24 protein-coding genes are annotated in these 25,047 nt (G+C 49.5%); 9 read left to right on the top strand and 15 right to left on the bottom strand.

Going from position 1 to position 25,047, the window contains the following annotated elements:
- Nucleotides 1-188: 188 nt before the first annotated feature.
- Nucleotides 189-1,547 (top strand): aromatic amino acid transporter AroP, encoded by a 1,359-nt coding sequence (aroP, locus tag M979_RS21215; RefSeq protein ID WP_034460915.1) that lies wholly within the window; start codon nucleotides 189-191, stop codon nucleotides 1,545-1,547.
- A gap of 143 nt (nucleotides 1,548-1,690) precedes the next feature.
- Here aroP and ampE read toward each other — a convergent pair whose 3' ends face one another.
- Nucleotides 1,691-2,545 carry a beta-lactamase regulator AmpE gene (gene ampE, locus M979_RS21210; protein ID WP_064556295.1) on the bottom strand — a complete coding sequence of 285 codons (855 nt, stop codon included), beginning with the start codon at nucleotides 2,543-2,545 and terminating at the stop codon, nucleotides 1,691-1,693.
- On the bottom strand, nucleotides 2,542-3,105 hold the full coding sequence (gene ampD, locus M979_RS21205; protein ID WP_064556294.1) for a 1,6-anhydro-N-acetylmuramyl-L-alanine amidase AmpD: 564 nt from the start codon (nucleotides 3,103-3,105) through the stop codon (nucleotides 2,542-2,544). Before ampD ends, ampE begins: the two co-directional genes overlap by 4 nt.
- Before the next feature lie 82 nt (nucleotides 3,106-3,187).
- On the opposite strand from ampD, the gene nadC reads away from it, so the two are divergent.
- The 4 genes from nadC to hofC all read left to right on the top strand — a co-directional run bounded on the left by nadC (nucleotide 3,188) and on the right by hofC (nucleotide 7,297).
- Entirely contained in the window at nucleotides 3,188-4,078 is an 891-nt protein-coding gene (gene nadC / locus M979_RS21200) for a carboxylating nicotinate-nucleotide diphosphorylase (protein ID WP_034460918.1), read from the top strand.
- Between the two features lie 188 nt (nucleotides 4,079-4,266).
- Complete coding sequence (gene ppdD, locus M979_RS21195) at nucleotides 4,267-4,716, top strand: prepilin peptidase-dependent pilin (protein WP_064556293.1); 450 nt, start codon at nucleotides 4,267-4,269, stop codon at nucleotides 4,714-4,716.
- Nucleotides 4,717-4,719: 3 nt separating this feature from the next.
- Nucleotides 4,720-6,099: a type II secretion system protein GspE gene (gspE, locus tag M979_RS21190; RefSeq protein ID WP_064556292.1), complete on the top strand. Its 1,380-nt coding sequence runs from the start codon at nucleotides 4,720-4,722 to the stop codon at nucleotides 6,097-6,099.
- Nucleotides 6,092-7,297 (top strand): protein transport protein HofC, encoded by a 1,206-nt coding sequence (gene hofC, locus M979_RS21185; protein WP_064556291.1) that lies wholly within the window; start codon nucleotides 6,092-6,094, stop codon nucleotides 7,295-7,297. Before gspE ends, hofC begins: the two co-directional genes overlap by 8 nt.
- Before the next feature lie 39 nt (nucleotides 7,298-7,336).
- On the opposite strand, the gene M979_RS21180 is transcribed toward hofC, so the two are convergent.
- Nucleotides 7,337-8,380, bottom strand: coding sequence for a GMP reductase (locus M979_RS21180; protein WP_034460923.1), 1,044 nt, complete (start codon nucleotides 8,378-8,380; stop codon nucleotides 7,337-7,339).
- Between the two features lie 400 nt (nucleotides 8,381-8,780).
- On the opposite strand from M979_RS21180, the gene coaE reads away from it, so the two are divergent.
- The 3 genes from coaE to yacG are packed head-to-tail and all read left to right on the top strand — an operon-like array spanning nucleotide 8,781 to nucleotide 10,351.
- On the top strand, nucleotides 8,781-9,401 hold the full coding sequence (gene coaE, locus M979_RS21175; protein WP_034460924.1) for a dephospho-CoA kinase: 621 nt from the start codon (nucleotides 8,781-8,783) through the stop codon (nucleotides 9,399-9,401).
- Nucleotides 9,401-10,144, top strand: coding sequence for a cell division protein ZapD (gene zapD, locus M979_RS21170; protein ID WP_034460925.1), 744 nt, complete (start codon nucleotides 9,401-9,403; stop codon nucleotides 10,142-10,144). Before coaE ends, zapD begins: the two co-directional genes overlap by 1 nt.
- 9 nt (nucleotides 10,145-10,153) lie before the next feature.
- Nucleotides 10,154-10,351, top strand: a complete 198-nt coding sequence (gene yacG / locus M979_RS21165) for a DNA gyrase inhibitor YacG (RefSeq protein WP_034460927.1) — start codon at nucleotides 10,154-10,156, stop codon at nucleotides 10,349-10,351.
- Here yacG and mutT read toward each other — a convergent pair.
- The 3 genes from mutT to secM all read right to left on the bottom strand — a co-directional run bounded on the left by mutT (nucleotide 10,348) and on the right by secM (nucleotide 14,085).
- Nucleotides 10,348-10,737 (bottom strand): 8-oxo-dGTP diphosphatase MutT, encoded by a 390-nt coding sequence (mutT, locus tag M979_RS21160; protein WP_064556290.1) that lies wholly within the window; start codon nucleotides 10,735-10,737, stop codon nucleotides 10,348-10,350. The two genes, yacG and mutT, sit on opposite strands and share 4 nt — an antisense overlap.
- Before the next feature lie 64 nt (nucleotides 10,738-10,801).
- On the bottom strand, nucleotides 10,802-13,507 hold the full coding sequence (gene secA / locus M979_RS21155; protein ID WP_064556289.1) for a preprotein translocase subunit SecA: 2,706 nt from the start codon (nucleotides 13,505-13,507) through the stop codon (nucleotides 10,802-10,804).
- 68 nt (nucleotides 13,508-13,575) lie between these two features.
- Nucleotides 13,576-14,085, bottom strand: a complete 510-nt coding sequence (gene secM / locus M979_RS21150) for a secA translation cis-regulator SecM (RefSeq protein ID WP_034460933.1) — start codon at nucleotides 14,083-14,085, stop codon at nucleotides 13,576-13,578.
- 22 nt (nucleotides 14,086-14,107) lie between these two features.
- Here secM and M979_RS21145 point away from each other — a divergent pair, with 22 nt between their 5' ends.
- Nucleotides 14,108-14,626, top strand: coding sequence for a DUF721 domain-containing protein (locus M979_RS21145; protein WP_064556288.1), 519 nt, complete (start codon nucleotides 14,108-14,110; stop codon nucleotides 14,624-14,626).
- A gap of 8 nt (nucleotides 14,627-14,634) precedes the next feature.
- Here the strand turns inward: M979_RS21145 and lpxC are convergent, their stop codons facing one another.
- The 9 genes from lpxC to murD all read right to left on the bottom strand — a co-directional run bounded on the left by lpxC (nucleotide 14,635) and on the right by murD (nucleotide 25,045).
- On the bottom strand, nucleotides 14,635-15,552 hold the full coding sequence (gene lpxC / locus M979_RS21140; RefSeq protein WP_034460936.1) for a UDP-3-O-acyl-N-acetylglucosamine deacetylase: 918 nt from the start codon (nucleotides 15,550-15,552) through the stop codon (nucleotides 14,635-14,637).
- 100 nt (nucleotides 15,553-15,652) lie between these two features.
- On the bottom strand, nucleotides 15,653-16,804 hold the full coding sequence (ftsZ, locus tag M979_RS21135) for a cell division protein FtsZ (RefSeq protein WP_034460939.1): 1,152 nt from the start codon (nucleotides 16,802-16,804) through the stop codon (nucleotides 15,653-15,655).
- 63 nt (nucleotides 16,805-16,867) lie between these two features.
- Nucleotides 16,868-18,124 (bottom strand): cell division protein FtsA, encoded by a 1,257-nt coding sequence (gene ftsA, locus M979_RS21130; RefSeq protein WP_034460940.1) that lies wholly within the window; start codon nucleotides 18,122-18,124, stop codon nucleotides 16,868-16,870.
- Between the two features lie 2 nt (nucleotides 18,125-18,126).
- A complete protein-coding gene (gene ftsQ / locus M979_RS21125) occupies nucleotides 18,127-18,963 on the bottom strand; it encodes a cell division protein FtsQ (RefSeq protein ID WP_064556287.1) in 837 nt (278 codons plus the stop codon).
- Between the two features lies 1 nt (nucleotide 18,964).
- The gene (locus M979_RS21120) at nucleotides 18,965-19,885 is read right to left on the bottom strand and encodes a D-alanine--D-alanine ligase (protein WP_064556286.1); all 921 of its coding nucleotides are present in this window, start codon (nucleotides 19,883-19,885) and stop codon (nucleotides 18,965-18,967) included.
- A gap of 1 nt (nucleotide 19,886) precedes the next feature.
- Complete coding sequence (gene murC / locus M979_RS21115; protein WP_034460943.1) at nucleotides 19,887-21,353, bottom strand: UDP-N-acetylmuramate--L-alanine ligase; 1,467 nt, start codon at nucleotides 21,351-21,353, stop codon at nucleotides 19,887-19,889.
- Nucleotides 21,354-21,420: 67 nt separating this feature from the next.
- Nucleotides 21,421-22,488, bottom strand: a complete 1,068-nt coding sequence (murG, locus tag M979_RS21110) for an undecaprenyldiphospho-muramoylpentapeptide beta-N-acetylglucosaminyltransferase (protein ID WP_064556285.1) — start codon at nucleotides 22,486-22,488, stop codon at nucleotides 21,421-21,423.
- Nucleotides 22,485-23,729, bottom strand: coding sequence for a cell division protein FtsW (gene ftsW / locus M979_RS21105; RefSeq protein ID WP_034460945.1), 1,245 nt, complete (start codon nucleotides 23,727-23,729; stop codon nucleotides 22,485-22,487). Before ftsW ends, murG begins: the two co-directional genes overlap by 4 nt.
- Nucleotides 23,729-25,045 carry a UDP-N-acetylmuramoyl-L-alanine--D-glutamate ligase gene (murD, locus tag M979_RS21100; protein ID WP_064556284.1) on the bottom strand — a complete coding sequence of 439 codons (1,317 nt, stop codon included), beginning with the start codon at nucleotides 25,043-25,045 and terminating at the stop codon, nucleotides 23,729-23,731. Before murD ends, ftsW begins: the two co-directional genes overlap by 1 nt.
- Nucleotides 25,046-25,047: the final 2 nt, after the last annotated feature.

Raw genomic sequence — 25,047 nt, 5'->3', positions numbered from 1 at the left:
CAACTCGTCACGACAAGAATAGAAAGCAGGTGCAAACACTCGCGCTTACCACTATTCTTTGCGCTGCGGTAGTCCAATGCGCAAAATACTGGAATTAAAAACCGTAAAATAAAGACTACACATTACGGAATTACAAACTTACAGAGGCGTAATGAACGCCCTGAAAATAACCACACACGAGGTTAAAGATGGAACAAGGCGACACGCTTAAACGCGGCCTTAAAAACCGCCATATCCAGCTCATCGCGCTGGGTGGTGCAATCGGGACAGGTCTGTTTCTGGGCAGCGCATCTGTCATCCAGTCCGCCGGGCCGGGGATTATTCTGGGTTACGCGATCGCAGGCTTTATTGCCTTTCTGATCATGCGCCAGTTGGGTGAAATGGTTGTTGAAGAGCCGGTAGCAGGTTCATTTAGCCACTTTGCTTACAAATACTGGGGTGGGTTTGCAGGTTTTGCTTCTGGCTGGAACTACTGGGTGCTGTATGTGCTGGTAGCCATGGCAGAACTGACCGCAGTCGGTAAATACATTCAGTTCTGGTATCCGGAAATCCCAACCTGGGCCTCAGCTGCAGTCTTTTTCGTTGTGATCAACGCCATCAACCTGACTAACGTAAAAGTCTTTGGTGAAATGGAGTTTTGGTTCGCGATTATTAAAGTCATCGCCGTTGTCGCCATGATTGTGTTTGGTGCCTGGTTGCTGTTTGGCGGCCACGCAGGTCCACAAGCGACAGTTCGCAACCTCTGGGAACAAGGTGGATTCTTGCCACATGGCTGGACCGGACTTGTCATGATGATGGCCATTATCATGTTCTCGTTCGGCGGGCTGGAACTGGTTGGGATTACTGCGGCTGAAGCAGATAACCCACAAGTTAGCATTCCGAAAGCAACCAACCAGGTTATCTACCGTATTCTGATTTTCTATGTGGGTTCCCTGGCAGTGTTGCTGTCTCTGATGCCATGGACTCGCGTTACCGCTGATACCAGCCCGTTCGTACTGATCTTCCACGAACTGGGTGACACCTTTGTAGCTAACGCACTGAACGTTGTGGTTCTTACCGCCGCACTATCTGTTTATAACAGCTGTGTTTACTGCAACAGCCGTATGCTGTTTGGCCTGGCTCAACAAGGCAACGCGCCTAAAGCGCTGCAGAAAGTTGATAAGCGTGGCGTGCCGGTTAATACCATCATGGTTTCTGCTCTGTTCACCGCGCTGTGCGTACTGATCAACTATCTGGCACCAGCAGAAGCCTTTGGTCTGCTGATGGCGCTGGTGGTATCCGCACTGGTGATCAACTGGGCGATGATTAGCCTGGCGCATATGAAGTTCCGCCGTGCGAAACAACAACAGGGTGTGAAAACGCGTTTCCCTGCTCTGTTCTATCCATTGGGTAACTACGTCTGCTTGCTGTTTATGGCGGCAGTGCTGGTTATCATGGCGATGACGCCAGGCATGGCAATCTCCGTGTGGCTGATTCCTGTATGGGTGGTCATTCTGGGTATTGGTTATTTCATCAAACAGAAGAACTTGAAGAGCGTTAAAGCTTAAGCATGACTTCTGCAAAAAGCCCCGGTGAAGCCTTTGCTCACCGGGGCTTTTTGGTATTAACAATTGGTTATCAATACTATGTGATGTTTCCTGGCATAGAAATATGCCACTGTTTGGCATTCCACCTTACAACCACCGCGACTCTAAACCAGAGTGCCGTAAATAGTCAGTAATGCCACCACCACCAAAATCACCAGCGACGTTTTCTTCGCCATTGAAACTGCGGCTTTCGGTGTTTTGATTTTATCGAGATGTGGTTCTCGGGCTAGCGAATACTGAGCCAGCCTGGTCAATACCTGATATTGCGAAGTATGGCGATCGGCTAATGATGCAAACCATGCTGGAAGCGCCCTTTCTCCATGTCCCAGCAGTGCATATGCCACACCAAACAGACGCACTGGAACCCAGTCCAGTACATGTAAAATGGCATCAATACCTGAATGCAAACGCTCTTGCGGAGAATGATGGCGCGCAAGCCATGTCTGCCATGCACGCAAGAAAGCATAACCCGCAAGCGTTACCGGTCCCCACACACCACCGACGATAAACCAGAAAAGCGGGGCGAGATAAAAACGAAAGTTAATCCACAGCAGCGCATTTTGCAGTTCTTTCAGATACTCACGCTCGTCACAATCGGGTGGAACACCGTGAATCAGCGTCAGTTCACTCGCCATCGCGTCTCGCGCGTGGCTATCGCCATGGCTCGCCGCCTGCAAATACGCATGGTAATGCAAACGAACCTGGCCTGCGCCAATACACAACACGCCGAGAGCAATCCAAAAAACGAGCAGTGGCACGTTGAAGAACAAACCTTGCAACGCACGAATACAGAGGAAAACCACCAACATACACAGGGCGGTCATCAAAATGGTGCGTAATAACGAAAAGCTTTTTACTCGCCGGAAAAGCACTTCAAGGCGGTGATCTAGCTGCCAGTGCTCACCCAGCTTAAATAACCGTTCCCAAATCATCACCAGCAATAATGTAAACAGCGTCATTCCATCTCCTTATTCGACGTTACCTCTACCGAATGGCGAAAACGCGACCAGTCGAATGCAGGGCCTGGGTCGGTTTTACGATCCGGTGCAATATCACAATGTCCCGTCATATGGTCGGCAATTGCCGGATAAGCGTGTCCCAGCACATCCGTAATTTCAGCAAGTTTTTGATATTGCTCATCGGTATAGGGCAGCGTATCTATCCCTTCCAACTCAATACCAATGGAAAAATCGTTACAGCGTTCACGCCCGTGATATACAGAAACCCCTGCATGCCAGGCACGTTTATCAAAAGCAACATACTGAACAATTTCGCCATCACGGCGAATCAGGCAATGCGCTGAAACTCGTAAATGTGCGATACCCGCGAAGTACGGATGAGCTTCTGAATCAAGTGTTCCGGTAAACAACGCATCAATCCACGGCCCACCAAATTCACCTGGTGGCAAACTGATGTTATGCACCACCAACAACGAAGGTGTTTCATCCTCCGGTCGGCAATCGAAATGGGGGGATGGGACATGTTTAACACCCACCAGCCAGCCGTCTTTTAGCTGCATCCACGGTCTCCTTAGAGTGGTACTTGAGGTCGCATCAATGTAGCATGTTTCGACATTAACTAAGCCATTTCGGAGTTTTATCATGCCTCCTCGCCGTTATAACCCAGACCGCCGACGTGACGAGCTTCTCGAACGTATTAACCTTGATATTCCAGAAGCTGTTTCTCAGGCTTTACGTGAAGACCTTGGTGGCGACGTCAATCCCAATAACGATATCACTGCACAACTCCTGGATGCAGACCACCGTTCACATGCCGTAATCATCACCCGTGAAGATGGCGTGTTCTGTGGTAAACGTTGGGTCGAAGAAGTTTTCATCCAGCTTGGCGGGGATGTCAAAGTAACCTGGCATGTTGAAGATGGTGATCTCGTTGTCGCTGACCAGCCACTTTTCGAATTAACCGGATTATCGCGCGTGCTATTAACAGGTGAGCGTACCGCGCTTAACTTTGTGCAAACTCTGTCTGGTGTTGCCAGCGAAGTGCGCACCTATGTTGATTTGTTGGCTGGTACAAACACGCAATTGCTCGATACACGTAAAACGCTGCCGGGCCTGCGTACCGCACTGAAATACGCAGTACTATGCGGAGGTGGCAGCAACCACCGTTTAGGTTTGTCTGACGCATTTTTGATCAAAGAGAACCACATCATCTCCTCAGGATCCATACGCCAGGCGATAGAAAAAGCCTTCTGGTTCCATCCGGATGTGCCTGTTGAGGTTGAAGTCGAGTCTCTTGATGAACTGGAACAGGCACTGCATGCCGGGGCTGACATTATCATGCTCGATAATTTCAATGTTGAAGATATGTGTAAGGCGGTCGCTATCACCAGTGGTAAAGCGCGTCTGGAAGTATCAGGAAACGTAACGAAAGAAACTATCCGGGAATTTGCTGAAACGGGTGTCGACTTTATCTCTGTTGGCGCGCTGACTAAACATGTCCGCGCGCTCGATCTCTCCATGCGTTTCCGCTAATTTCTACCGGGCAGATGAGCTAAAACTCATCTGCTTATTTCTTCCCGTTACGTTACCGCTCGCATTTTTATTGCCACCTATGCAAATCGCAAAAATATCCTGGAAGACAGCTTCCTGATCTTTACACTCGCCCTCGCCTGAAGAATTTAAACGACGCAAAGTGCCGCTATCTCAACATGGAGCGGCATATGAACAAACAACAAGGATTCACACTTATTGAGCTGATGGTAGTGATCGGTATTATTGCGATTCTCAGCGCCATCGGTATTCCTACCTATCAAAACTACCTGCGGAAAGCGGCCCTGACTGACGTTCTGCAAACCTTCCTGCCCTATCGTACCGCTATTGAACTTTGCGCGATTGAACGGGGTGGAATTAGCGAATGTGACGCGGGCAGCAACAGTATTCCTTCACCTAAAACCACCCGCTATGTAAGCAGCATGAGCATCGAAAAAGGTGCTGTTACGCTTGCGGGGCAAGAAAGTCTCAATGGGCTCACCATCTCCCTATCTCCACGTTGGAGCGATGTAGAAGGAGTCGAAGGCTGGTCACGAACCTGTAGCACTGTCAGTAATAATTCTCTTCAACAAACCTGCGAAGAAGTCTTCCGTTTTGATAATAAGCAAGCGGGAAATTAAACCATGGCAAATCAGCAGATTCTCGCACTGTGTAACCAGTATCAGGCGATATTGCTCTCTGAAGCCCCATTGCTGCATATCGCTATTGCGCCAAACCCACCCGTACAGTTTTTTGAAGCATTGCGTTTTATCTGTGATAAGCCTGCCAATGTTGAATACTGGCCAGCTGAACAGCTGGAAAAAGCAAGACACTCACGGTTGTCTGTTAGCTCCGAGGAATCCCTTGAGAACACAGCGCCAGTGGTTCAACTGTTGCAAGATACTCTCCGCAAAGCCCAGCAATTAAGGGCATCAGACATTCACTTCGAACCAATAGAGCAAGGGTATCAAATTCGTTTTCGCATTGATGGCGTGCTGCAGCTGCAACCACGGCTACCATCGCATCTGGCTGCACCGCTAACCGCACGACTTAAGGTATTGGCAAATTTGGATATAGCAGAGCGCCGCCTTCCTCAAGATGGGCAAATGGAAATCGAAATAGAAGAGCGTAAATGTTCATTTCGCATAGCGACACTGCCGGTGTATCACGGTGAAAAAGTTGTCTTACGTTTGATGGCACAAACAGAGCAAACCTTTGAGCTATCGGAGTTAGGCATGTCACCAGAAGATAGCTCTCGCTTTCAAAGCGCGTTAGCCCATCCGCAGGGCATGATTCTCGTCACTGGCCCCACTGGTAGCGGGAAAACACTCACCCTTTACAGTGCATTAAAGATACTTAACCAAGCCTCGGCTAATCTATGCAGTGTTGAAGACCCGATAGAAATCCCTATGCAAGGTCTTAATCAAACGCAAATTAACACTAAAGCGGGGCTTAATTTTCAAAATGTTTTACGCGCCTTGCTACGCCAGGATCCGGACATCATCATGGTGGGCGAAATTCGTGATGGCGATACGGCAGAAATAGCCATTAAAGCTGCGCAAACAGGCCATCTGGTACTTTCAACGCTGCATACCAACTCCACAACTGAGACTGTCGTTCGCCTCGAACAAATGGGAATTGAGCGATGGATGTTAGCATCTGCACTGACCATGGTCGTTGCACAGCGACTGGTACGTAAACTCTGCCCACACTGTAAAGAACAACTTTCCGAAGACATCATTCTACCCACATCGCTTTGGGGAGCTGCTTTGCCTCATTGGCAAGCAAATGGCTGTGATCGCTGTTATGGAGGCTTCTATGGGAGAACTGCATTATTTGAAATTTTAATTATCGATACAGAACTTCAATCCGCAATTATTAACGGCATGCCAGCCAATGAAATTGAAACGCTGGCACGGCAACAAGGCATGATGACGCTATTTGAAAGTGGCTGCCAGGCTGTTGAGCAAGGGCTAACCACTCTCGAAGAGCTATATCGGGTGCTTGGTGTTCCTCATGGCTAAGTTTGTACTCTGGCACTGGAAAGCAGTCGATCAATACGGGCAGATTCAACATGGGGATGTGCTTGGGGATAATGCGGAATCTATCAGAGAGCAGTTAATTAGCGCAGAGCTTCAGCTTTTGCAATTGCGGAAAATACCGCGCGCCCGCCGAGGCTGCTGGCATATCCAGCAAAAAATCCAGGTATTCCGCCAGTTGGCGACGTTGCTACAGGCGGGAATATCCTTGTCTGACGGGCTATTACTCATCGCGCAGCAACATCCTTTTGGTGAATGGCGTGCGCTGCTAAAGGATATCGGGCATCGTGTTTCTAATGGCATATCTTTCTCTGCCGCCTTACAACAATGGCCAGGGATTTTTCCGCCGCTGTTCATCGCTCTGATTCATATTGGTGAGCTAACCGGAAAGCTAGACGAGTGCTGCCAAAAGCTGGCTAATCAACAAGAAAAACTGTACCAACTGCGTAAAAAGGTCATGAAGGCCCTGCGTTATCCACTGTTTATCGTGGCGATAGCACTACTAGTGACTATCGGGATGATGAGTTTTGTACTGCCCGAGTTTGCCAATATTTATCACTCATTTAATGCCCCATTACCCGCTATTACAGTAGCGGTAATGGCAGTATCAAACTGGGTAACAACACAGGGAATATGGTGGCTGTTGGCCAGTTTGATATTCATGACCCTTGGCTATTTTTTGCGAACAAAGAAACCTCATTGGCAAGAGTACGAACAACGTCTGATGCTGCGAATCCCATTGCTCGCTCCGCTATGGCGCGGGCAAATTCTCAGCCAAATCTATACTACTCTATCCCTTTCCCAGCAGGCAGGAATCCCCTTACTACAAGGACTTAAGGCCGTCGAAACCACGTTGCCGCAACGACTATGGAAGAAGGTTATTCAGCAAGTAACCCAGCAGGTGACTCAAGGTATACCTCTATGGCAAACACTCTCACAAAGCGAGCGCTTCACACCATTATGTTGCCAATTGATACGCATAGGAGAAGAATCAGGCGCGCTGGATTTAATGCTCGAGAAGTTAGCAAGTTGGCATCATAACCATACCGAGGAACTGGCAGACAATCTTGCCGCCGCTCTGGAGCCAGTAATGATGTTAGTTGTAGGGATTATCATTGGGACGCTGGTCATCGCGATGTATCTGCCTATTTTTCAGTTAGGCGATGCAATGAGCGCGGGATGACGGCGTAGCGAAAATGCCACGCCGTATATCGCTGATAGCTTAAAGGCTATTGAAAACGCGGTTTTCCTGCTCATTCACACGAATGAACGTAGTACGCTTGGTCAACTCTTTCAGGCGAGAAGCACCCACGTAAGTACATGCGGAACGCAAGCCACCCATGATATCGCGGGCAGTATTTTCAACAGGGCCACGTAATGGCAGCTTAACGGTTTTGCCTTCTGCTGCACGGTACTGTGCAACACCACCAACATGGCGAGTCATTGCAGATTCAGAACTCATACCGTAGAACAGCATGAATTTCTCGCCGTTTTCTTCAACGATTGTGCCGCCACTTTCATCATGACCAGCCAGCATACCGCCCAGCATCACGAAATCTGCGCCACCGCCAAATGCTTTAGCAACATCGCCAGGCATAGTACAACCACCGTCACTAACAATCTGGCCACCCAGGCCATGAGCGGCATCAGCACATTCAATAACAGCAGAAAGCTGCGGGTAACCAACACCTGTTTTCACACGTGTAGTACACACAGAGCCTGGACCAATACCAACTTTAACAATGTCCGCACCGGAGAGGATAAGCTCTTCGCACATCTCGCCAGTAACAACGTTACCTGCACAGATAACTTTATCTGGCCATGCTTCACGAGCTTTAGAAACGAACTGAGTGAAGTGTTCGGAGTAACCATTAGCCACATCGATACAGATAAATTTCAGCGCTGGGTTCAAAGAAAGAATCTGTTTTGTCTTCTGGAAATCAGCGTCTGATGTACCGGTTGAAACCATCACGAACTTCAGAAGGTCGTCTGAAACAGACTTAACGAAGTTGCTCCACTCTTCAACAGAGTAGTGCTTATGAACGGCGGTGAGGATATCAAACGAGGCCAATGCCTGGGCCATGCCGAATGTACCAACAGTGTCCATGTTAGCAGCGATGATCGGAACACCTGACCATGCAATACCGGAGTGTTTGAAAGTGAACTGGCGCTCAAGCTCTACATCAGAGCGGCTTTTCAGTGTGGAACGTTTCGGGCGAATAAGAACGTCTTTAAAACCTAACTTCAAATCTTCTTCAATACGCATGTTGCAGATTCCTGGGTCGAATGGCGAAGGACGCGTGAACGCAATCAGCAATCTATACCCTGAATAATTCGAGTGGCAGAAAGGCGGCAAGGGAGTAAATCCCCGGGAGCTTACTTGAGTAAGTGACTGGGGTTTGTGAGTGCGGCCAACGCATCTGCGGCTTGAAGTATGACGGGTACAACTACCAATTCCAGTGACGTTATCATACGCACTATTAATGGCTCTGCAAGACTGCGAAAACAGTCTTTTTTGCGCTACAATCGTTAGAATTTACCTGAGTAACAGGAAATCACTACATGGGCGTGTTTTTCCCCGTGATGTGGCACTTTCCTGAAGTAATCCAGGTGCAAATAAGCTTTCTATCTCTTTGTTGAAACGTAGATTTAGGGTCTGGTTTTTTATGGTTTATACGGTTGCATTAACGGGTGGCATTGGTAGTGGCAAAAGTACTGTCGCCGATCACTTTTCCCGCTTAGGTATTACCGTTGTAGATGCTGATGTGATTGCGCGTCAGGTCGTAGAGCCAGGACAACCCGCTCTTAGCATTATTTCTGACCATTTTGGTGGTGAGATCCTCCTTCAGGATGGCACTCTCGACCGTCGGGCTCTTCGCGCAAAGATCTTTTCTTCCGCAGAAGAGAAAAAATGGCTCAATGCTCTGCTACACCCACTTATCCATCAGCGAACCCAAGCTGAAATCAACCAGGCTCTTTCTCCCTACGTTTTATGGGTTGTTCCTTTATTAATTGAGAATAACCTACAACAAAAGGCAGATCGTGTTCTGGTTGTTGATGTCTCGCCAGAAGTGCAAATCGCACGTACTATTGCGCGCGATAAAGTTAGTCGCGAACATGTGCTGCAAATACTTGCAGCACAAGCGACGCGCGAGGCACGCTTAAGCGCCGCCGATGATGTAATTAATAATGATGGTGGCACTGTACAGGTGGCCGCACATGTTGACCGTCTGCACCGCCAGTATCTGGAACTGGCAGCCCAGGCCGCACAGCAGGATAACGAATAATGAGCACCCAGATTCTTTTTGAGCACCCACTTAATGAAAAAATGCGCACATGGTTGCGTATCGAGTTCTTAATCCAACAACTCGAAAGTTCATTACCGGTAGACGAAACGGCCAAAGCACTGCATTTTTTCCGCAATATCGGCGACCTGCTGGATGTCTTTGAGCGCGGTGAGATTCGTACTGATATTCTCAAAGAACTGGAGCGCCAGCAGCGTAAGTTATTGAACTGGTCAGAAGTTCCAGGTGTAGATATGCAGCGAATTGATTCACTGCGTAGCCAACTCAAAGAACGCGGCGGTGTTTTAATGGCCGCTCCTCGACTGGGGCAGGCATTACGTGAAGACCGTTTGATAGCCCTGGTTCGCCAGCGTCTGAGTATTCCTGGCGGGTGCTGTAGTTTTGATTTGCCAACCTTACACATCTGGCTGTATTCACCCCAGGATCAACGTGACGCACAAATTAATAGCTGGCTTGCGACGTTGCAGCCATTAAAGCAAGCGCTGGATCTGGTACTAGATATTATTCGCAATTCTGCACCATTCCGTAAACAAACCAGCCTTAATGGTTTTTATCAGGATAACGGGGATGACGCCGATTTACTGCGTTTACAGCTGGACCTTTCGTCGCAGCTTTATCCGCAAGTTTCTGGCCATAAGAGCCGTTTTGCGATCCGTTTCCTGCCGCTAGATAGCGAAAATGGACTCATCCCAGAACGTCTCGATTTTGAGCTGGCGTGCTGTTAAGGAGCCAACATGACTGAAACAATAAAAGTGAATTGCCCGGGCTGCGGTAAAGTTGTCATCTGGGATGAAACGAGCCCCTATCGCCCATTTTGCTGCAAACGCTGCCAGTTGATTGACTTAGGTGAATGGGCCGCCGAAGAAAAACGAATTCCTAGCAGCGGCGATTTATCAGAAAGCGACGACTGGAGTGAAGAAGACCTACGTTAACCTTGCTGTAATTTGCTAATTACCGGTTCATTGGCTGGTGGAAAATCTGATGCCACCAGCGCATTTTGCGCAATCCATTGACCCGGTTGCCCTTCTTTGCCCCACGGCTCGCCTTCCCAGCTTTCCACCATGAAAAACCACAGTGTGATGTGCCTGTCCGGAAACTGATAAGCCAGTTTATCAAACAGCGTGAAATCAGTGGCTGTGATACCTGTCTCTTCCTGAAGCTCACGGACTAATGCTTGTTCAGGCGTTTCATCGGCTTCAATCTTCCCTCCGGGAAACTCAAGCTTGTTGGCCATATGCGCATCAGCCGCTCTTTGAGTAATGAAAATTTCACCCGTTTGATTGCGGATGATACCGACGGCGATTTGTAGTTGTTTCATTTTTATGCAGATGCTCCATAGAAAAAAGGCGCAGCAAGCTGCGCCTTTATCGACAATTACGTTCTTAGCTTAAACGGCCATGACACTGTTTGAATTTCTTACCAGAACCGCATGGGCACGGATCGTTACGACCCACTTTGCGCTCACCCGTTTCTGCTGCCAATGATTCTGCAGCCAGTGTTTCGTCATCCTGGTGGCTCAGCTGTTGCATCTGTGCCAGGCGCTCAGCTTCTTCACGGCGCTGCTGTTCCATTGCCTCAACTTCTTCAGGCATACGAACCTGTACCTTACTCAGCGTACTGATCACTTCATATTTCAGCGCTTCAAGCATTGATGCAAACATGGCGAAAGACTCACGCTTGTATTCTTGCTTAGGATCTTTTTGCGCATAACCACGCAAGTGGATACCCTGGCGTAGATAATCCATTGCTGCAAGGTGCTCTTTCCACAGTGAATCCAGAGTCTGCAACATGACGCCTTTTTCGAAGTGACGCATCATTTCAACACCAACCACTTCTTCTTTGCGCTGATACACTTCGATAGCGTTTTGCAAAATACGCTCACGCAGTGTTTCTTCATGCAGCTCCGGCTCTTTATCCAGCCACTCTTTAATTGGCAGCTCAAGATCAAAGTCGTTTTTCAGACGCTCTTCCAGACCTTCGACATCCCACATTTCTTCCAGTGATTGCGGTGGAATGTGTGCGTCAATAGTCACTTTAAAGACGTCTTCGCGGATGCTATTGATGGTTTCGCTAACGTCGCTCACATCCAGCAATTCGTTACGCTGGCTGTAGATCGCACGACGCTGATCGTTGGCCACATCATCGTATTCCAGAAGCTGTTTACGAATATCGAAGTTACGGCTTTCAACTTTACGCTGGGCGTTAGCAATTGCCTTAGTAACCCATGGGTGTTCAATCGCTTCGCCCGGTTTCATACCGAGTTTACGCATCATGCCTGAAACACGATCCGATGCGAAAATACGCATCAGTGAGTCTTCCATAGACAGGTAGAAGCGAGATGAACCCGCATCACCCTGACGACCGGAACGGCCACGGAGCTGGTTATCGATACGGCGAGATTCGTGACGCTCAGTACCAATGATGTGCAAGCCACCCGATGCCAGAACCGCATCATGACGAACTTGCCAGTCAGCTTTAATCTGCGCGATTTGCTCAGGGGTTGGGTTTTCAAGCTCAGCAACTTCTGCCTGCCAGCTACCACCCAATACGATATCCGTACCACGGCCTGCCATGTTGGTTGCGATGGTCACGGCGGCTGGGTAACCGGCCTGAGCAACGATACCCGCTTCGTTAGCGTGGAACTTGGCGTTCAGAACGTTGTGTTTAATACCCGCTTTAGTCAACTCAGCAGAGACAACTTCGGATTTCTCGATGGAGATAGTACCCACCAGGACTGGCTGACCGTTAGTGGTACGTTCTTTGATGTCTTCGATAATCGCGCCGATTTTATCCAGTTCGGTCATGTAGACCAGATCAGGCATGTCTTTACGAATCATTGGGCGGTTAGTTGGCACAACGATGGTATCGAGCTTGTAGATAGAGCTGAATTCGAACGCTTCGGTATCCGCAGTACCCGTCATACCCGCCAGTTTTTCATACAGACGGAAGTAGTTCTGGAAGGTGATGGATGCCAGCGTCTGGTTTTCGTTCTGTATATCGACGCCTTCTTTAGCTTCGACAGCCTGGTGCAAGCCATCAGACCAACGGCGGCCTTGCATGGTACGACCGGTATGTTCATCGACGATGATGACTTCACCATCTTTAACAATATAGTCAACGTCACGGGTGAACAGCACATGCGCACGCAGTGCAGCAGTCACGTGGTGCATCAGCATAATGTTAGTTGGGGAGTACAAAGACTCGCCTTCTTCCATAATGCCTTCCTGAACCAGCAACTCTTCAACCAGTACCAGACCACGTTCAGTAATGTTTACCTGACGAGATTTTTCATCCACCGAGAAGTGGCCTTCGCCCTGGAAAGTATCAGAATCTTCTTTTTCCTGACGGATCAGGCTCGGGATGATTTTGTTTACTTTGCGGTACATCTCGGAGCTGTCTTCAGCTGGACCGGAGATGATAAGCGGTGTACGCGCTTCATCGATAAGAATTGAGTCAACCTCATCCACCAATGCGTAGTGCAGTTTGCGCTGAACGCGTTCTTCAGGACTGAACGCCATGTTGTCGCGCAGGTAGTCAAAGCCGTATTCGTTGTTGGTGCCGTAAGTGATGTCCGCTGCATAAGCTTCGCGCTTTGCAGGTGCCGGCATGTTTGGCAAGTTGATGCCAACACTCAAGCCAAGGTATTCGAATAAAGGACGGTTGTTTTCAGCATCACGCTGGGCCAGATAGTCGTTCACTGTAACAACGTGAACACCACGGCCGCTTAATGCATTCAGGTATGCAGGCAGAGTTGCAGTCAGTGTTTTACCTTCACCAGTACGCATCTCTGCGATACAACGCTCATTCAGAACCATACCGCCGAGCAACTGTACATCGAAGTGGCGCATGCCAAATACACGTTTACTCGCTTCACGAACAACAGCAAAAGCTTCCGGAATCAGATTCTCCAGCACTTCGCCTTTCTCAAGACGCGCACGGAATTCGCCAGTTTTTGCTTTTAGTTCATCATCGGAAAGTTTTTCAATTTCCGGTTCCATAGCATTGATAAGGTTTACAACTTTACGCATACGGCGCAGGGTGCGGTCGTTACGGCTACCGAAAACTTTTGTTAATAATTTGATTAGCATAATTAATTCTCAAACGCCTACCGTCAGGGCAGAGCTAAAAATAACGTTATAATTAAAGGAAATGGGGTTTAGCTGAGGCGTTGTGGGCCAGCGCGAATACCCTGGACCTGGCTTATCCAAATGGCAGGACTAAAAGTCTCGACAGCTGGCGATTGCCAAAGTGCAGTATGACGCACAATAACTGGGGGTTTACTTTCCTGGGTGAGCAGCGCGCTGAGCGTGTTCAGTAAAGCGAGCTTATGTGCCTGAAGTGGCAAACTCTCTTGTGCTACTGGCTGCGTTTGCGGCGCCATAGCAAAAGAAAGGTGGCGTATTACTGTTCGAATTGCATGCTGATGCCAGTAATCGACACTAAATGATGGTCGGCGGGTACTTTCCTGCAATAATGCCAGACTATTGAAGCTGACCTTGTTGAGGTAATCGTGGCTACTACTGGTGGCGGTTTCAGCAGGTGCAGTTGGCTCGGTATTTTGACCGAGCGCAGGCATGCCGAAACTTGCCGCGACCATCCCCAATAAGAGATGCGGCCAGAAATAACGTCTGCCAAACTGTCGCCAACAATTTAGAATACCAATCACTTTATCCGCCGGAGCATTATGTATGCGTGATAGTCGCCCACAATCTTTAGATCATTTGTTCGATGATGCTGGAGCCGAAAGCGTGTTGCAAAACGTGCAACAACGCGCAACTGCACTACTTAGGCTTAACAGGGCGGTGAAAGGGATATTACCCGCTCAACTACATCCCTGGTGCCGGGTAGCAAATTTCCGACAAGGCATTCTCGTACTTGAAACTGCAAATGCTAGCTGGCTGATGCGTTTACGCTATGAACAAGCCACGCTACTGAGTGCATTACGTGCACAAATATTACCATCATTGACATCAATCGACATCAGGATTAATCCATCACTGGCTGCAATTGGGCAAGAATCAGTACAAGAAAACAGCATTCAAACAGTGAAGGGTAAAACTGAAGGGGTTAACAGAGTTCTGAGTCAGCAAAGTGCTGAGGCACTAAGAATGGTGGCTGAGCGTAGCCCGAAAAAATTAAAGGCAATAATAGAACGACTGGCATCATTGGCCGGAGAGAGTACCAATGAAACCAGTCGCAATAAATAATTCTGGTGTTATGCCAGAACCATTTTCGGTGCTTTGAACGCTAACGGAAGCTCAGCATCGTCTTCGAAGGTTGCCCATTCCCAGGCTTCCTGCTTCGCCAGAACAGCCTGAAGCAATTTGTTATTCAGTGCATGACCTGACTTATAGGCAGTAAACGCGCCGATAATGTTGTGGCCGCACATGAACAAGTCACCAATCGCATCGAGCATTTTGTGACGAACGAATTCATCTTCAAAACGCAAGCCGTCTTCGTTCAGTACGCGATAATCGTCAACAACGATGGCACAATCGAAGCTACCGCCCAGGCACAAACCACGGGACTGCAGATATTCGATATCACGCATGAAACCGAAGGTACGAGCACGGCTAATCTGGCGCATGAAAGCGTCGGCAGAGAAGTTCATGCTGTAACGTTGGGTGCTGGCATCAATCGCCGGATGGTTAAAGTCGATGGTGAAATCCAACGAGAAACCATTATACGGCTTGAATTCAGCCCATTTATCGCCGTCTTCAACGCGCACTGTTTCTTTGACGCGTACAAATTTCTTCGCACAGTTTAATTCGTCAATCCCGGCATCAAGCAGCAGGTAGACGAATGGCGCTGCACTACCGTCCATGATAGGGATTTCAGGGGCATTGACTTCAATAATGATGTTATCAATACCTAATCCCGCAAGGGCGGCATTCAAATGCTCAACGGTAGAAATCCGCACATCGTGCTCGTTCACCAGGCAAGTACAGAGCATGGTATCACGCACAGATTTGGCATCTGCCGGAAAATCTACCGGAGGATTCAAGTCAGTGCGACGATAGATGACCCCGGTATTTGCCGGCGCAGGGCGTAACGTCAGCATGACTTTCTTGCCGGTATGTAAACCGACACCAGTCGCCTGAACGATACGTTTAAGAGTCCTTTGTTTGATCATCGTATAATCTCGCCAAATTAACTATCCAACCGAAGTGTATATCACAATCGGTGGGCCAGTTTAGCACAAAGAGCGCAGTTCCCCAAATTCCGGTTTATTCTTAATCAGCTTGCTTGCGCAAAAACGCTGGAATATCCAGATAATCAGGCTCTTTCGTCGTTTGTGGCGTATTGTCATTAACTACCTTGGCAGCAGGCTTCTGCTCTTGCTGAAGCGGGGCCATACCGTGTTGCTGGTAGCGATCCATAACTGGCTGCTGAGTCTGTTTGTTGGTCACAAGGGTAATTTCTGGACGTTTGTCCATGCCAATACCGGTTGCAACAACAGTTACACGCAGTTCGTCGTTCATCTCTGGGTCCAGAGAAGTACCGATAACCACAGTCGCGTTATCAGATGCGAACGCACGAATGGTGTTACCCACAGTTTCGAACTCATCCAGACGCAGGTCGAAGCCAGCGGTGATGTTGACCAGAACGCCACGAGCGCCGGACAGATCGATGTCTTCCAACAGTGGGCTGGAAATCGCCATTTCTGCCGCTTCTTCAGCACGGTCTTCGCCACTTGCAACACCAGAGCCCATCATGGCATAACCCATTTCGGACATTACGGTACGCACGTCAGCAAAGTCGACGTTCATCAGACCCGGACGAGTAATCAGTTCTGCGATACCTTGCACTGCGCCTTTAAGCACATCGTTTGCTGCGCCAAAAGCGTCAAGCAAAGAAATACCACGACCCAGCACTTTCAATAATTTGTCGTTAGGGATGGTGATCAAGGAGTCGACATGCTTAGAGAGCTCAGCAATACCCTGCTCCGCGAATGCCATGCGCTTCTTGCCTTCAAAGTTGAAAGGCTTAGTCACAACAGCGACGGTCAGGATACCTAGATCTTTGGCCACTTCTGCCACTACAGGTGCAGCACCTGTACCTGTACCACCACCCATACCTGCAGCGATAAATACCATGTCTGCGCCTTCAAGGGCCGCACGTAACGCATCGCGATCTTCTTCCGCAGCGGTACGACCCACCTCAGGGTTCGCTCCAGCACCCAGACCTTTGGTAATACCATTACCAATCTGGATAGTCTGGCCTACAGCAGTTTTACGTAACGCTTGAGCATCAGTATTCACTGCAAAGAATTCAACACCTTCGATGCGTTCACGCACCATGTGTTCAACGGCATTACCGCCGCCACCACCGACGCCGATGACTTTAATCACCGCGTCGTTGGTCAGTTCCATAGGTTCAAACATAGTTTCTCTCCGTTTTGTGCCTGTCGCCTGAGACCGCTAATTTTGTCTGGTCTCTTATAAAAATTAAAACTCTTTTCTCAGCCAGCTGTTGATTCGCTTAATCCATGAGCCGACAGAGGTTCGTTTTTCCACTTCTGCTTCACCACTGAGATGAGTTTCTTTCCCGTAGTGCAGCAAGCCGACTGCTGTGGAGTAATAAGACTCCTGGGCATAATCAGTCAGACCTGTAATATTTAGCGGTTGTCCTATACGTACTTGAGTATGGAACACCCGTTGCGCACAGGCTGCCAGGCCTTCAATTTGCGCGGCACCGCCTGTCAAAACAATCCCCGCGGCCAGGTGGTGCTTTACACCTTGCTGGCGAAGTTGTTCTTGTAACTGCAAAATCTCTTCGTTTACCAGGTTCAACAGCTCGGTATAACGAGGCTCGATGACTTCAGCGAGCGTCTGGCGTTGTAAGCTACGCGGTGGACGTCCACCTACGCTTGGCACTTCAACGTTTTCGTCTTTACCAACTATCGAACCCAGCGCGCACCCATGGCGCACTTTAATGGCTTCAGCATCACTCGGTGGGGTGCCGAAAGCATATGCGATATCGCTGGTCACCACATTCCCTGCATAAGGGATAACTTTGGTGTGGCGCAGTGCGCCGCCAGTGTAAACCGCGATGTCCATAGTACCACCACCGACATCTACTACGCAGACCCCTAATTCACGTTCATCTTCGGTCAATACTGCATAGCTTGCTGCAAGACCTGCAAAAATCAGTTGGTCAACTTTGAGACCACATCGTTCAACAGCTTTGACGATGTTTTTAGCCATATCGTTGTGGCAAGTAATCAAGTGCACTTTAGCCTGCATACGTACACCCGATAAACCTACAGGATTTTTGATGCCTTCCTGGTAGTCAATCGCGTATTCTTGCGGGATTACATGCAAAACACGATGTTCGTCACGTACGCGCACCGACTTTGCGGTGTGAACAACGTTCTCAACGTCTTCCTGTGTCACTTCTTCTTCAGAGATTGGCACCATACCAATCTCATTTTGACAGCTAATATGCTTACCTGACAGCGCAAGGTAGACCGAGGATATCTGGCAATCAGCCATCAACTCGGCTTGGTCTATCGCACGTTGAACGCATTTAACGACTGACTCAAGATCGTTTACGCCACCCTTGTCCATACCACGCGATGGGCAACTGCCCACGCCAATAATATTGACCATACCGTCAGGCAGAACTTCCCCTACTAAAGCGGCAACCTTTGCGGTACCGATCTCCAGTCCTACTACCAGTTTTCTGTCCGTCGCCTTGATCATTGTTATTCTGCCTGTGCCTGATTCTGTTGCTGATTAGGATTAGGTTGTTCTACTACGGGAGCAGGCTGCCAGCCTACTGCCGCGCCTGAGTCATAACGCAAGTCGACATAACTAATCCTTTTATTGTCGGCTTGCTCTTGCTGCTGCAGAACAGGGTAAAGTTCCACAAAGCGACTCAAGCGTTTCATCGTATCGCCCCGGCCCAGGTTGAGCTTAATGCCATTATTCAACGTCAATTGCCAGGAACGACGAGCGGTCATCGCCGCTTCTTTCAACGTAAATTTATCCTTTGCCAGCACTGCGCCCATGTCACGGAAGCCTTCCAACACTTCACCTTCACTGCCTTCTGGGCCGGATAACATAGGTAAATTCTGTTTTGCAGAACGTTCCGCCGGAACGCTAAACGAATTTCCCTGCGCATCAATCATATGCTGATCATTCCAGCGCGCGATGGGTACGTATTCGACCAGATGAATCTTCAGTTCGTCCGGCCACTGCTTTCTGACACTCGCCTGCTTAATCCATGGCAAACGTTCAATTTGCTGCTGGATGATATTCACATCCTGGGTCATAAAGGTGCCCGGGGGCCCAAGTGCCAGAATTGACTGACGAATATCATCATTACGGGTGTAGTGCCGTTCACCAGTAACCACCAACTTTGATAGCGGCAGACGCTGAGCATTTTCCATCCAGCCGACTACGATCCAGCCGCCGATAAATACCGTAAACAGTACTGCGCTCAGGAAAATAATCCCGGCCAGCCGCCCACCATTACTGCGACGAGAACTGGTTTCCTCTTCTTCCTGGCGATTACGCGTATTCAGAGCTGCTTGCGACATATCAGTCTGCCAACTCCAGAATACGGACTACCAGTTGAGAAAACGTCATCCCGGCCTGGCGTGCCGCCATCGGCACTAAACTATGGCTGGTCATCCCCGGAGAAGTATTTACTTCCAGTAGATAAAACTGGCCATCGCTATCAAGCATGACATCTACGCGCCCCCAACCACTGCAACCCAAAACTTGCCAGGCTTGCAGCACTAAAGCCTGCAATTCTTGCTCGCGCGGCTCAATTAAACCGCTCGGGCAGAAATATTGTGTCTCATCAGAGAGATACTTCGCCTCATAATCATAGAAAATTCCGGCGGGTTGGATACGAATTGACGATAATATTTCTTCGCCTACAATCGCAACCGTGTATTCGGGGCCGCTTAGCCATTTTTCGATTAGCACTTCTTCGTCATGCTCAAAGGCTAATTCAAGCGCTGCTGGCAGTGCTGAAACATTATCAACCTTAGACATACCAACGCTTGAGCCTTCACGGCTTGGCTTAACAATGACTGGCAACCCTAAGCTTGCGATGCGTTCGACTGTAGCTGCACAAATGCCAGCTTCAACATCACCGCGGCTTAGCGCAACCCATGGAGCAACCGGTAAATCAGCACCTTTCCACAGCAATTTGGTACGCAGTTTATCCATACTGACAGCAGAAGCCATCACGCCGCTACCGGTGTAAGGCAACTTTAGGAGTTCAAGCAAACCCTGCAGCGTTCCGTCCTCTCCGCCACGGCCATGTAAGGCAATAAATACTTTGTCAAAGCCCTGCGCTTTCAGTTCAGTAACTGGCGTATTTTTAGGATCGACTTCGTGCGCATCAATTCCTGCCTCTCTGAGGCCTGCAAGAACTGCAGCGCCTGATTGCAATGAAACCTCACGTTCAGCGGAAGTACCGCCCAGCAGGACAGCGATTTTATCAGCCATTTTATTCGCTCTCCTTAGTGTGGGACTGCAATTTAAATTCAGCCAGGTTTCTGGCAACTTTCCCGACATTCCCAGCACCTTGCACCAGGATCAGGTCATTTCCCGTCAAAACTGGCGCTAAAATGTCCGCAATCTGACTGGCATCTGGTACCAGAATGGGGTCAACTTTTCCACGCCCACGAATGGTACGACACAGTGAACGGCTATCAGCACCCGGAATTGCAGCTTCGCCAGCAGAATAAACATCCAGCATCAGCAACGAATCTACCTGAGACAACACGTTAGCAAAATCATCGTACAAATCACGGGTACGAGTGAAACGGTGCGGCTGGAAAATCATGACCAGATTTTTATCCGGCCAACCCGCACGCGCCGCCTTAATGGTTGCATCGACCTCTGTCGGATGGTGACCGTAGTCATCCACCAGCATGGCAGTACCTTCTTTGCCATTCACCTGCGCGAGTGGATATTCGCCCAGGAAATCAAAGCGGCGACCAGTTCCCTGGAAGCTTTCCAGTGCACGCAGAATGTCAGCATCATCAATACCTTCTTCTGTGGCTACAGACACCGCAGCAGCCGCATTTAGTGCATTGTGGCGGCCAGGTGCATTCAGGGTAACGTGCAACGCAGGTTTATCCTGACGCGAAATAGTAAAGTGTCCCTGAGCCCCTTTCTGCTGATAGCTTTCAATGCGCACATCCGCATCTTCGCTAAAACCGTACGTAGTGATTTTGCGACCTACGCGCGGCAACAACTCGCGAATAACCGGATCATCGACACACATTACTGCAAGACCATAGAACGGTAAGTTATGCAGGAAGTTAATAAACGTCTGCTTTAAATTCTCGAAGTCACCCTGGTAAGTATCCATGTGGTCAGCTTCGATATTTGTCACCACAGAAACCATCGGCTGCAAATGGAGGAATGACGCATCACTCTCATCGGCTTCTGCAATCAGGTAACGGCTGTGACCTAAACGCGCATGTGTTCCCGCCGCTTTTACCAGGCCACCGTTCACAAAAGTAGGATCGAGTCCTGCTTCTGCATAAATACTAGAAATCATCGCTGTAGTGGTCGTTTTACCGTGCGTACCGGCAATCGCGATGCCATGACGAAAACGCATCAGCTCGGCCAACATTTCGGCACGACGAATAACGGGAATACGAGCTTCATGGGCCGCAACAATTTCCGGGTTATCCATAGAGATCGCGGTAGAAACCACTACAACGCTCGCATCGAGCACGTTTTCCGGGCGATGATTGAAATAAATCGTGGCGCCCAGCGCCGACAACTGCTGAGTGACCGGGTTCGGAGCCAGATCAGACCCACTGATCTGGTAACCTTCGTTAGCTAAAACTTCGGCAATACCGCCCATACCGGCGCCGCCGATGCCAACAAAGTGAATGTGCCGGACGCGACGCATCTCGGGCACGATAGAACGCAGTTTCGCCAGTTGTTGTGTATTCATTCTCTAACCTGCAGCGTCGAACGCCATTACTTCAAATATTCATGGGCAACACAGCCACCCACAATGATTACGCCAGTGCTGCGGCGCTCACTTCTTTTGCTACCCGCTCTGTGGCATCAGGAATGGATACAGCACGCGCACGTTCAGCCATTGCCAATAACGTTGCTCTGTCCCACCCGGCGAGAGTTTGGGTAACGGCATCCACGGTAAACTGCGGTTGCTCCAGTATTTTTGCCGCTCCAGCTTTTTCCAACGGCAGCGCATTCCAGTATTGCTGCCGGTCTTTGTGCTGGAAGGGTACAAACAGTGCAGGTAACCCTGCCGCCGCGACTTCGCTAACGGTTAATGCACCGGAGCGACAAACCACGACATCGGCCCACGCATAAGCGGCGGCCATATCATCAATAAATTCGGTCACTTTATGCTGAGACTGTCCGACTTCGGCATAACCTTGCTTAACAAATTCCTCACCACCTTTGCCACTCTGGTGCCAAATGGTGATGGCATCGTCCAGTCGACCAGCAACCTGCGGGATGATCTGATTCAGCACTCTTGCGCCCTGAGAACCACCAACAACTAATACCCGCACAGGACCATTGCGCCCGGCAAAACGTTCTTGTGGCAATGGTAAAGCCAGCACATCGTTACGTACCGGATTGCCTACTACGTCAGCATTTGGGAATGCGCCCGGAAATGCCTGCATCACTTTTTTAGCGATCTTTGAAAGCCATTTGTTGGTTAACCCGGCAATACCGTTTTGCTCGTGCAACACCACCGGAATACCAAGCGACCAGGCCGCCAGGCCGCCAGGGCCGGATACATAACCGCCCATCCCCAGAACCACGTCCGGATGCCAGGCTTTCATAATGGCCCGCGCCTGACGCCAGGCATTGAAAATACGAACCGGCGCCAGCAACATTGCTTTCAGGCCTTTGCCACGCAAGCCAGAAATACGAATAAAATCGATCTCAATTCCATGTTTAGGAACTAAGTCAGCTTCCATACGATCGGCAGTTCCGAGCCAGCGTACTTGCCAGCCCTGAGCCATTAAGTGATGTGCCACCGCGAGACCCGGGAAGACATGCCCGCCAGTCCCGCCAGCCATCACCATTAACCGCCGGGTTTGATTACTCATCGCACACCCTTCGTAAACGCCTGCGCTTTGGCAAGACGTGTTTCATGATCAATACGCAGCAACATCATGATTGCTGTAGACATAATTAACAGGCTCGAACCACCATAACTGATCAGTGGTAATGTCAGGCCTTTGGTTGGCAACATCCCCGCTGCCGCACCAACGTTGACCAGTGCCTGGAAACTAAACCAGACTCCGATTGAACAACCTAAGAAGCCCGCAAAACGCTGGTCCATTTCTAATGCACGTTTACCGATGGACATCGCACGAAAAGCCACGAAGAATACCATCAATAAAGCTAGTACCACACCGATATATCCCAGCTCTTCAGCGATAATTGAGAAGATGAAGTCGGTATGTGCTTCTGGTAAATACTCGAGTTTTTGAACTGAGTTACCTAAGCCCTGCCCCCACAATTCGCCGCGACCAAATGCCATCAGAGACTGTGTTAGCTGGTAGCCACTACCAAATGGGTCATCCCATGGGTTCCAGAATGATGTTACGCGGCGGATACGATACGGCTCGGCAAGGATCAGCAGAATAACGGCTGAGATACCCATACCGATAATGGCCAGGAACTGCCAGAGTTTAGCCCCTGCCAGGAACAGCATCGCCAGCGTGGTAACAAACAGCACAACCACAGTACCAAGGTCAGGCTGCGCCAGCAGTAGCACGGCTAATACCAGAATGACGCCCATCGGTTTGAGGAAGCCACGCAGGTTATTACGCACTTCATCAACCTTACGAACCAGATAGTTGGCGAGATAACAGAACAACGACAGTTTCGTGAACTCGGCTGGCTGAATACGCAACGGGCCGAAAGCAATCCAACGTGATGCACCGTTAACCGAGCTACCAACAACCAGTACAATCAAAAGCATAGCGATTGATAGCAACAGCATTGCGGTACTGTGACGCTGCCAGAAATCCATCGGCAGGCGTAATGTCACCATTGCCAGCGCAAAAGCCAGAACGATGTACAACCCATCACGTTTTGCGAACAGGAAGGGATCATTGGCCAGGCGCTGCCCTACTGGCATAGATGCAGATGTCACCATAATGAAACCGACAGCAGCTAACCCGAAAGTCAGCCATAACAACGTGCGGTCATACATCACGATGTTATTGGAGTCCGCTTCTTTGGTGCCCATCACCCAGCCTTTAAGCGCCGAGCCCAACCAGCCCAGGATGGCAAATCCAGGCACGCGAGGCATACGCAGGCGAGGGAGAGATAAACGCATCAACCAAGCTCCTTCGCAAGTAAGGTGAATTGGTCACCACGTTGCTCAAAGTTTTTGAACTGATCGAGGCTTGCACAAGCAGGGGAAAGCAGGACCATATCACCCGCCTTGACACGAGAGGCGATTAATTTCATCGCCTGTTCCATCGTTTCAGTTTGCTCAGCAACATCCGGACGCAATGCAGCAAGTTCAGCACCATCGCGACCAAAGCAGTAAAGACGAATTGCAGAGCCTTGCAGGTATTGAGCAAGTGAAGAGAAATCAGCAGATTTGCCATCACCACCCAACAATAGATGCAGAGTACCCTCAACTTTCAAGCCATTTAGCGCCGCTTCAGTGCTACCAACATTGGTCGCTTTAGAATCGTTAATCCAGCGCACGCCGTTACGTTCCCAGGCGAGCTGGAAGCGATGAGCAAGGCCGGTAAATGTTGTAAGTGCTTTCAAGCTACTGGAGCGAGGAAGTTTCACCGCATCAGCCAGCGCCAATGCAGCAAGCGCGTTGGTGTAGTTATGGCGACCAACCACTTTCATCTCTTTGGTGTTGAGTATTTTCTCACCTTTTACCCGCAGCCAGATATCGCCTTGCTGGTGATTAAGGTGATAGTCACCTACGTCGACGCCAAAGCTGATGCAGCGTTCGTCTGCACCGCGCACAGGCATCGTCAGCGCGTCATCTGCGTTGACTACACAGACAGCGGCGTTTTCATAAACACGTAATTTGGCTGCACGATACTGCTGCAGACCAAACGGATATCTGTCCATGTGGTCTTCAGTGACGTTAAGAATCGTCGCCGCAGCAGCTTTCAGGCTAAAGGTGGTTTCCAACTGAAAACTGGATAGCTCAAGCACATAAAGCTCACGATTTGGTTCCAGCAGCATTAACGCAGGTAGGCCAATATTTCCACCGACACCTACATTCACACCAGCTGCTTTAGCCATTTCACCGACTAACGTGGTGACGGTGCTTTTACCATTAGAGCCAGTAATCGCCACAATCGGAGCTTGTGCTTCACGACAAAAGAGTTCGATATCACCCACAATCTCAACGCCAGCATCTGCTGCACGGGTCAAAGCGGGATGAGCTACAGCGATACCAGGGCTGGCAATAATCAAGTCAGCCGCTAACAACCAGTCTTCATTGAGTGAGCCAGTATGTCGCTCCACCGATTCAGGCAATTTCTCAAGACCCGGTGGTGAAATGCGGGTGTCCATCACACGTGGCGTAACACCACGTGCAAGGAAAAAGTCCACGCAAGACAGGCCGGTGAGGCCCAATCCGATAATGACGACGTTTTTACCCTGGTAATCAGTCATAG

It is taken from the genome of Buttiauxella noackiae ATCC 51607, assembly GCF_001654865.1.
Taxonomy (GTDB): domain Bacteria; phylum Pseudomonadota; class Gammaproteobacteria; order Enterobacterales; family Enterobacteriaceae; genus Buttiauxella; species Buttiauxella noackiae.
Note: the sequence above shows the minus strand (reverse complement) of the source record. Positions and strands in the feature narration are given on the sequence as shown.

What these genes read in the sequence shown, in the direction of transcription:
- aroP (WP_034460915.1), top strand. Translation starts at nt 189, where the DNA reads ATGGAACAAGGCGACACGCTTAAACGCGGCCTTAAAAACCGCCATATC.
- ampE (WP_064556295.1), bottom strand. Translation starts at nt 2,545, where the DNA reads ATGACGCTGTTTACATTATTGCTGGTGATGATTTGGGAACGGTTATTT.
- ampD (WP_064556294.1), bottom strand. Translation starts at nt 3,105, where the DNA reads ATGCAGCTAAAAGACGGCTGGCTGGTGGGTGTTAAACATGTCCCATCC.
- nadC (WP_034460918.1), top strand. Translation starts at nt 3,188, where the DNA reads ATGCCTCCTCGCCGTTATAACCCAGACCGCCGACGTGACGAGCTTCTC.
- ppdD (WP_064556293.1), top strand. Translation starts at nt 4,267, where the DNA reads ATGAACAAACAACAAGGATTCACACTTATTGAGCTGATGGTAGTGATC.
- gspE (WP_064556292.1), top strand. Translation starts at nt 4,720, where the DNA reads ATGGCAAATCAGCAGATTCTCGCACTGTGTAACCAGTATCAGGCGATA.
- hofC (WP_064556291.1), top strand. Translation starts at nt 6,092, where the DNA reads ATGGCTAAGTTTGTACTCTGGCACTGGAAAGCAGTCGATCAATACGGG.
- M979_RS21180 (WP_034460923.1), bottom strand. Translation starts at nt 8,380, where the DNA reads ATGCGTATTGAAGAAGATTTGAAGTTAGGTTTTAAAGACGTTCTTATT.
- coaE (WP_034460924.1), top strand. Translation starts at nt 8,781, where the DNA reads ATGGTTTATACGGTTGCATTAACGGGTGGCATTGGTAGTGGCAAAAGT.
- zapD (WP_034460925.1), top strand. Translation starts at nt 9,401, where the DNA reads ATGAGCACCCAGATTCTTTTTGAGCACCCACTTAATGAAAAAATGCGC.
- yacG (WP_034460927.1), top strand. Translation starts at nt 10,154, where the DNA reads ATGACTGAAACAATAAAAGTGAATTGCCCGGGCTGCGGTAAAGTTGTC.
- mutT (WP_064556290.1), bottom strand. Translation starts at nt 10,737, where the DNA reads ATGAAACAACTACAAATCGCCGTCGGTATCATCCGCAATCAAACGGGT.
- secA (WP_064556289.1), bottom strand. Translation starts at nt 13,507, where the DNA reads ATGCTAATCAAATTATTAACAAAAGTTTTCGGTAGCCGTAACGACCGC.
- M979_RS21145 (WP_064556288.1), top strand. Translation starts at nt 14,108, where the DNA reads ATGCGTGATAGTCGCCCACAATCTTTAGATCATTTGTTCGATGATGCT.
- lpxC (WP_034460936.1), bottom strand. Translation starts at nt 15,552, where the DNA reads ATGATCAAACAAAGGACTCTTAAACGTATCGTTCAGGCGACTGGTGTC.
- ftsZ (WP_034460939.1), bottom strand. Translation starts at nt 16,804, where the DNA reads ATGTTTGAACCTATGGAACTGACCAACGACGCGGTGATTAAAGTCATC.
- ftsA (WP_034460940.1), bottom strand. Translation starts at nt 18,124, where the DNA reads ATGATCAAGGCGACGGACAGAAAACTGGTAGTAGGACTGGAGATCGGT.
- ftsQ (WP_064556287.1), bottom strand. Translation starts at nt 18,963, where the DNA reads ATGTCGCAAGCAGCTCTGAATACGCGTAATCGCCAGGAAGAAGAGGAA.
- M979_RS21120 (WP_064556286.1), bottom strand. Translation starts at nt 19,885, where the DNA reads ATGGCTGATAAAATCGCTGTCCTGCTGGGCGGTACTTCCGCTGAACGT.
- murC (WP_034460943.1), bottom strand. Translation starts at nt 21,353, where the DNA reads ATGAATACACAACAACTGGCGAAACTGCGTTCTATCGTGCCCGAGATG.
- murG (WP_064556285.1), bottom strand. Translation starts at nt 22,488, where the DNA reads ATGAGTAATCAAACCCGGCGGTTAATGGTGATGGCTGGCGGGACTGGC.
- ftsW (WP_034460945.1), bottom strand. Translation starts at nt 23,729, where the DNA reads ATGCGTTTATCTCTCCCTCGCCTGCGTATGCCTCGCGTGCCTGGATTT.
- murD (WP_064556284.1), bottom strand. Translation starts at nt 25,045, where the DNA reads ATGACTGATTACCAGGGTAAAAACGTCGTCATTATCGGATTGGGCCTC.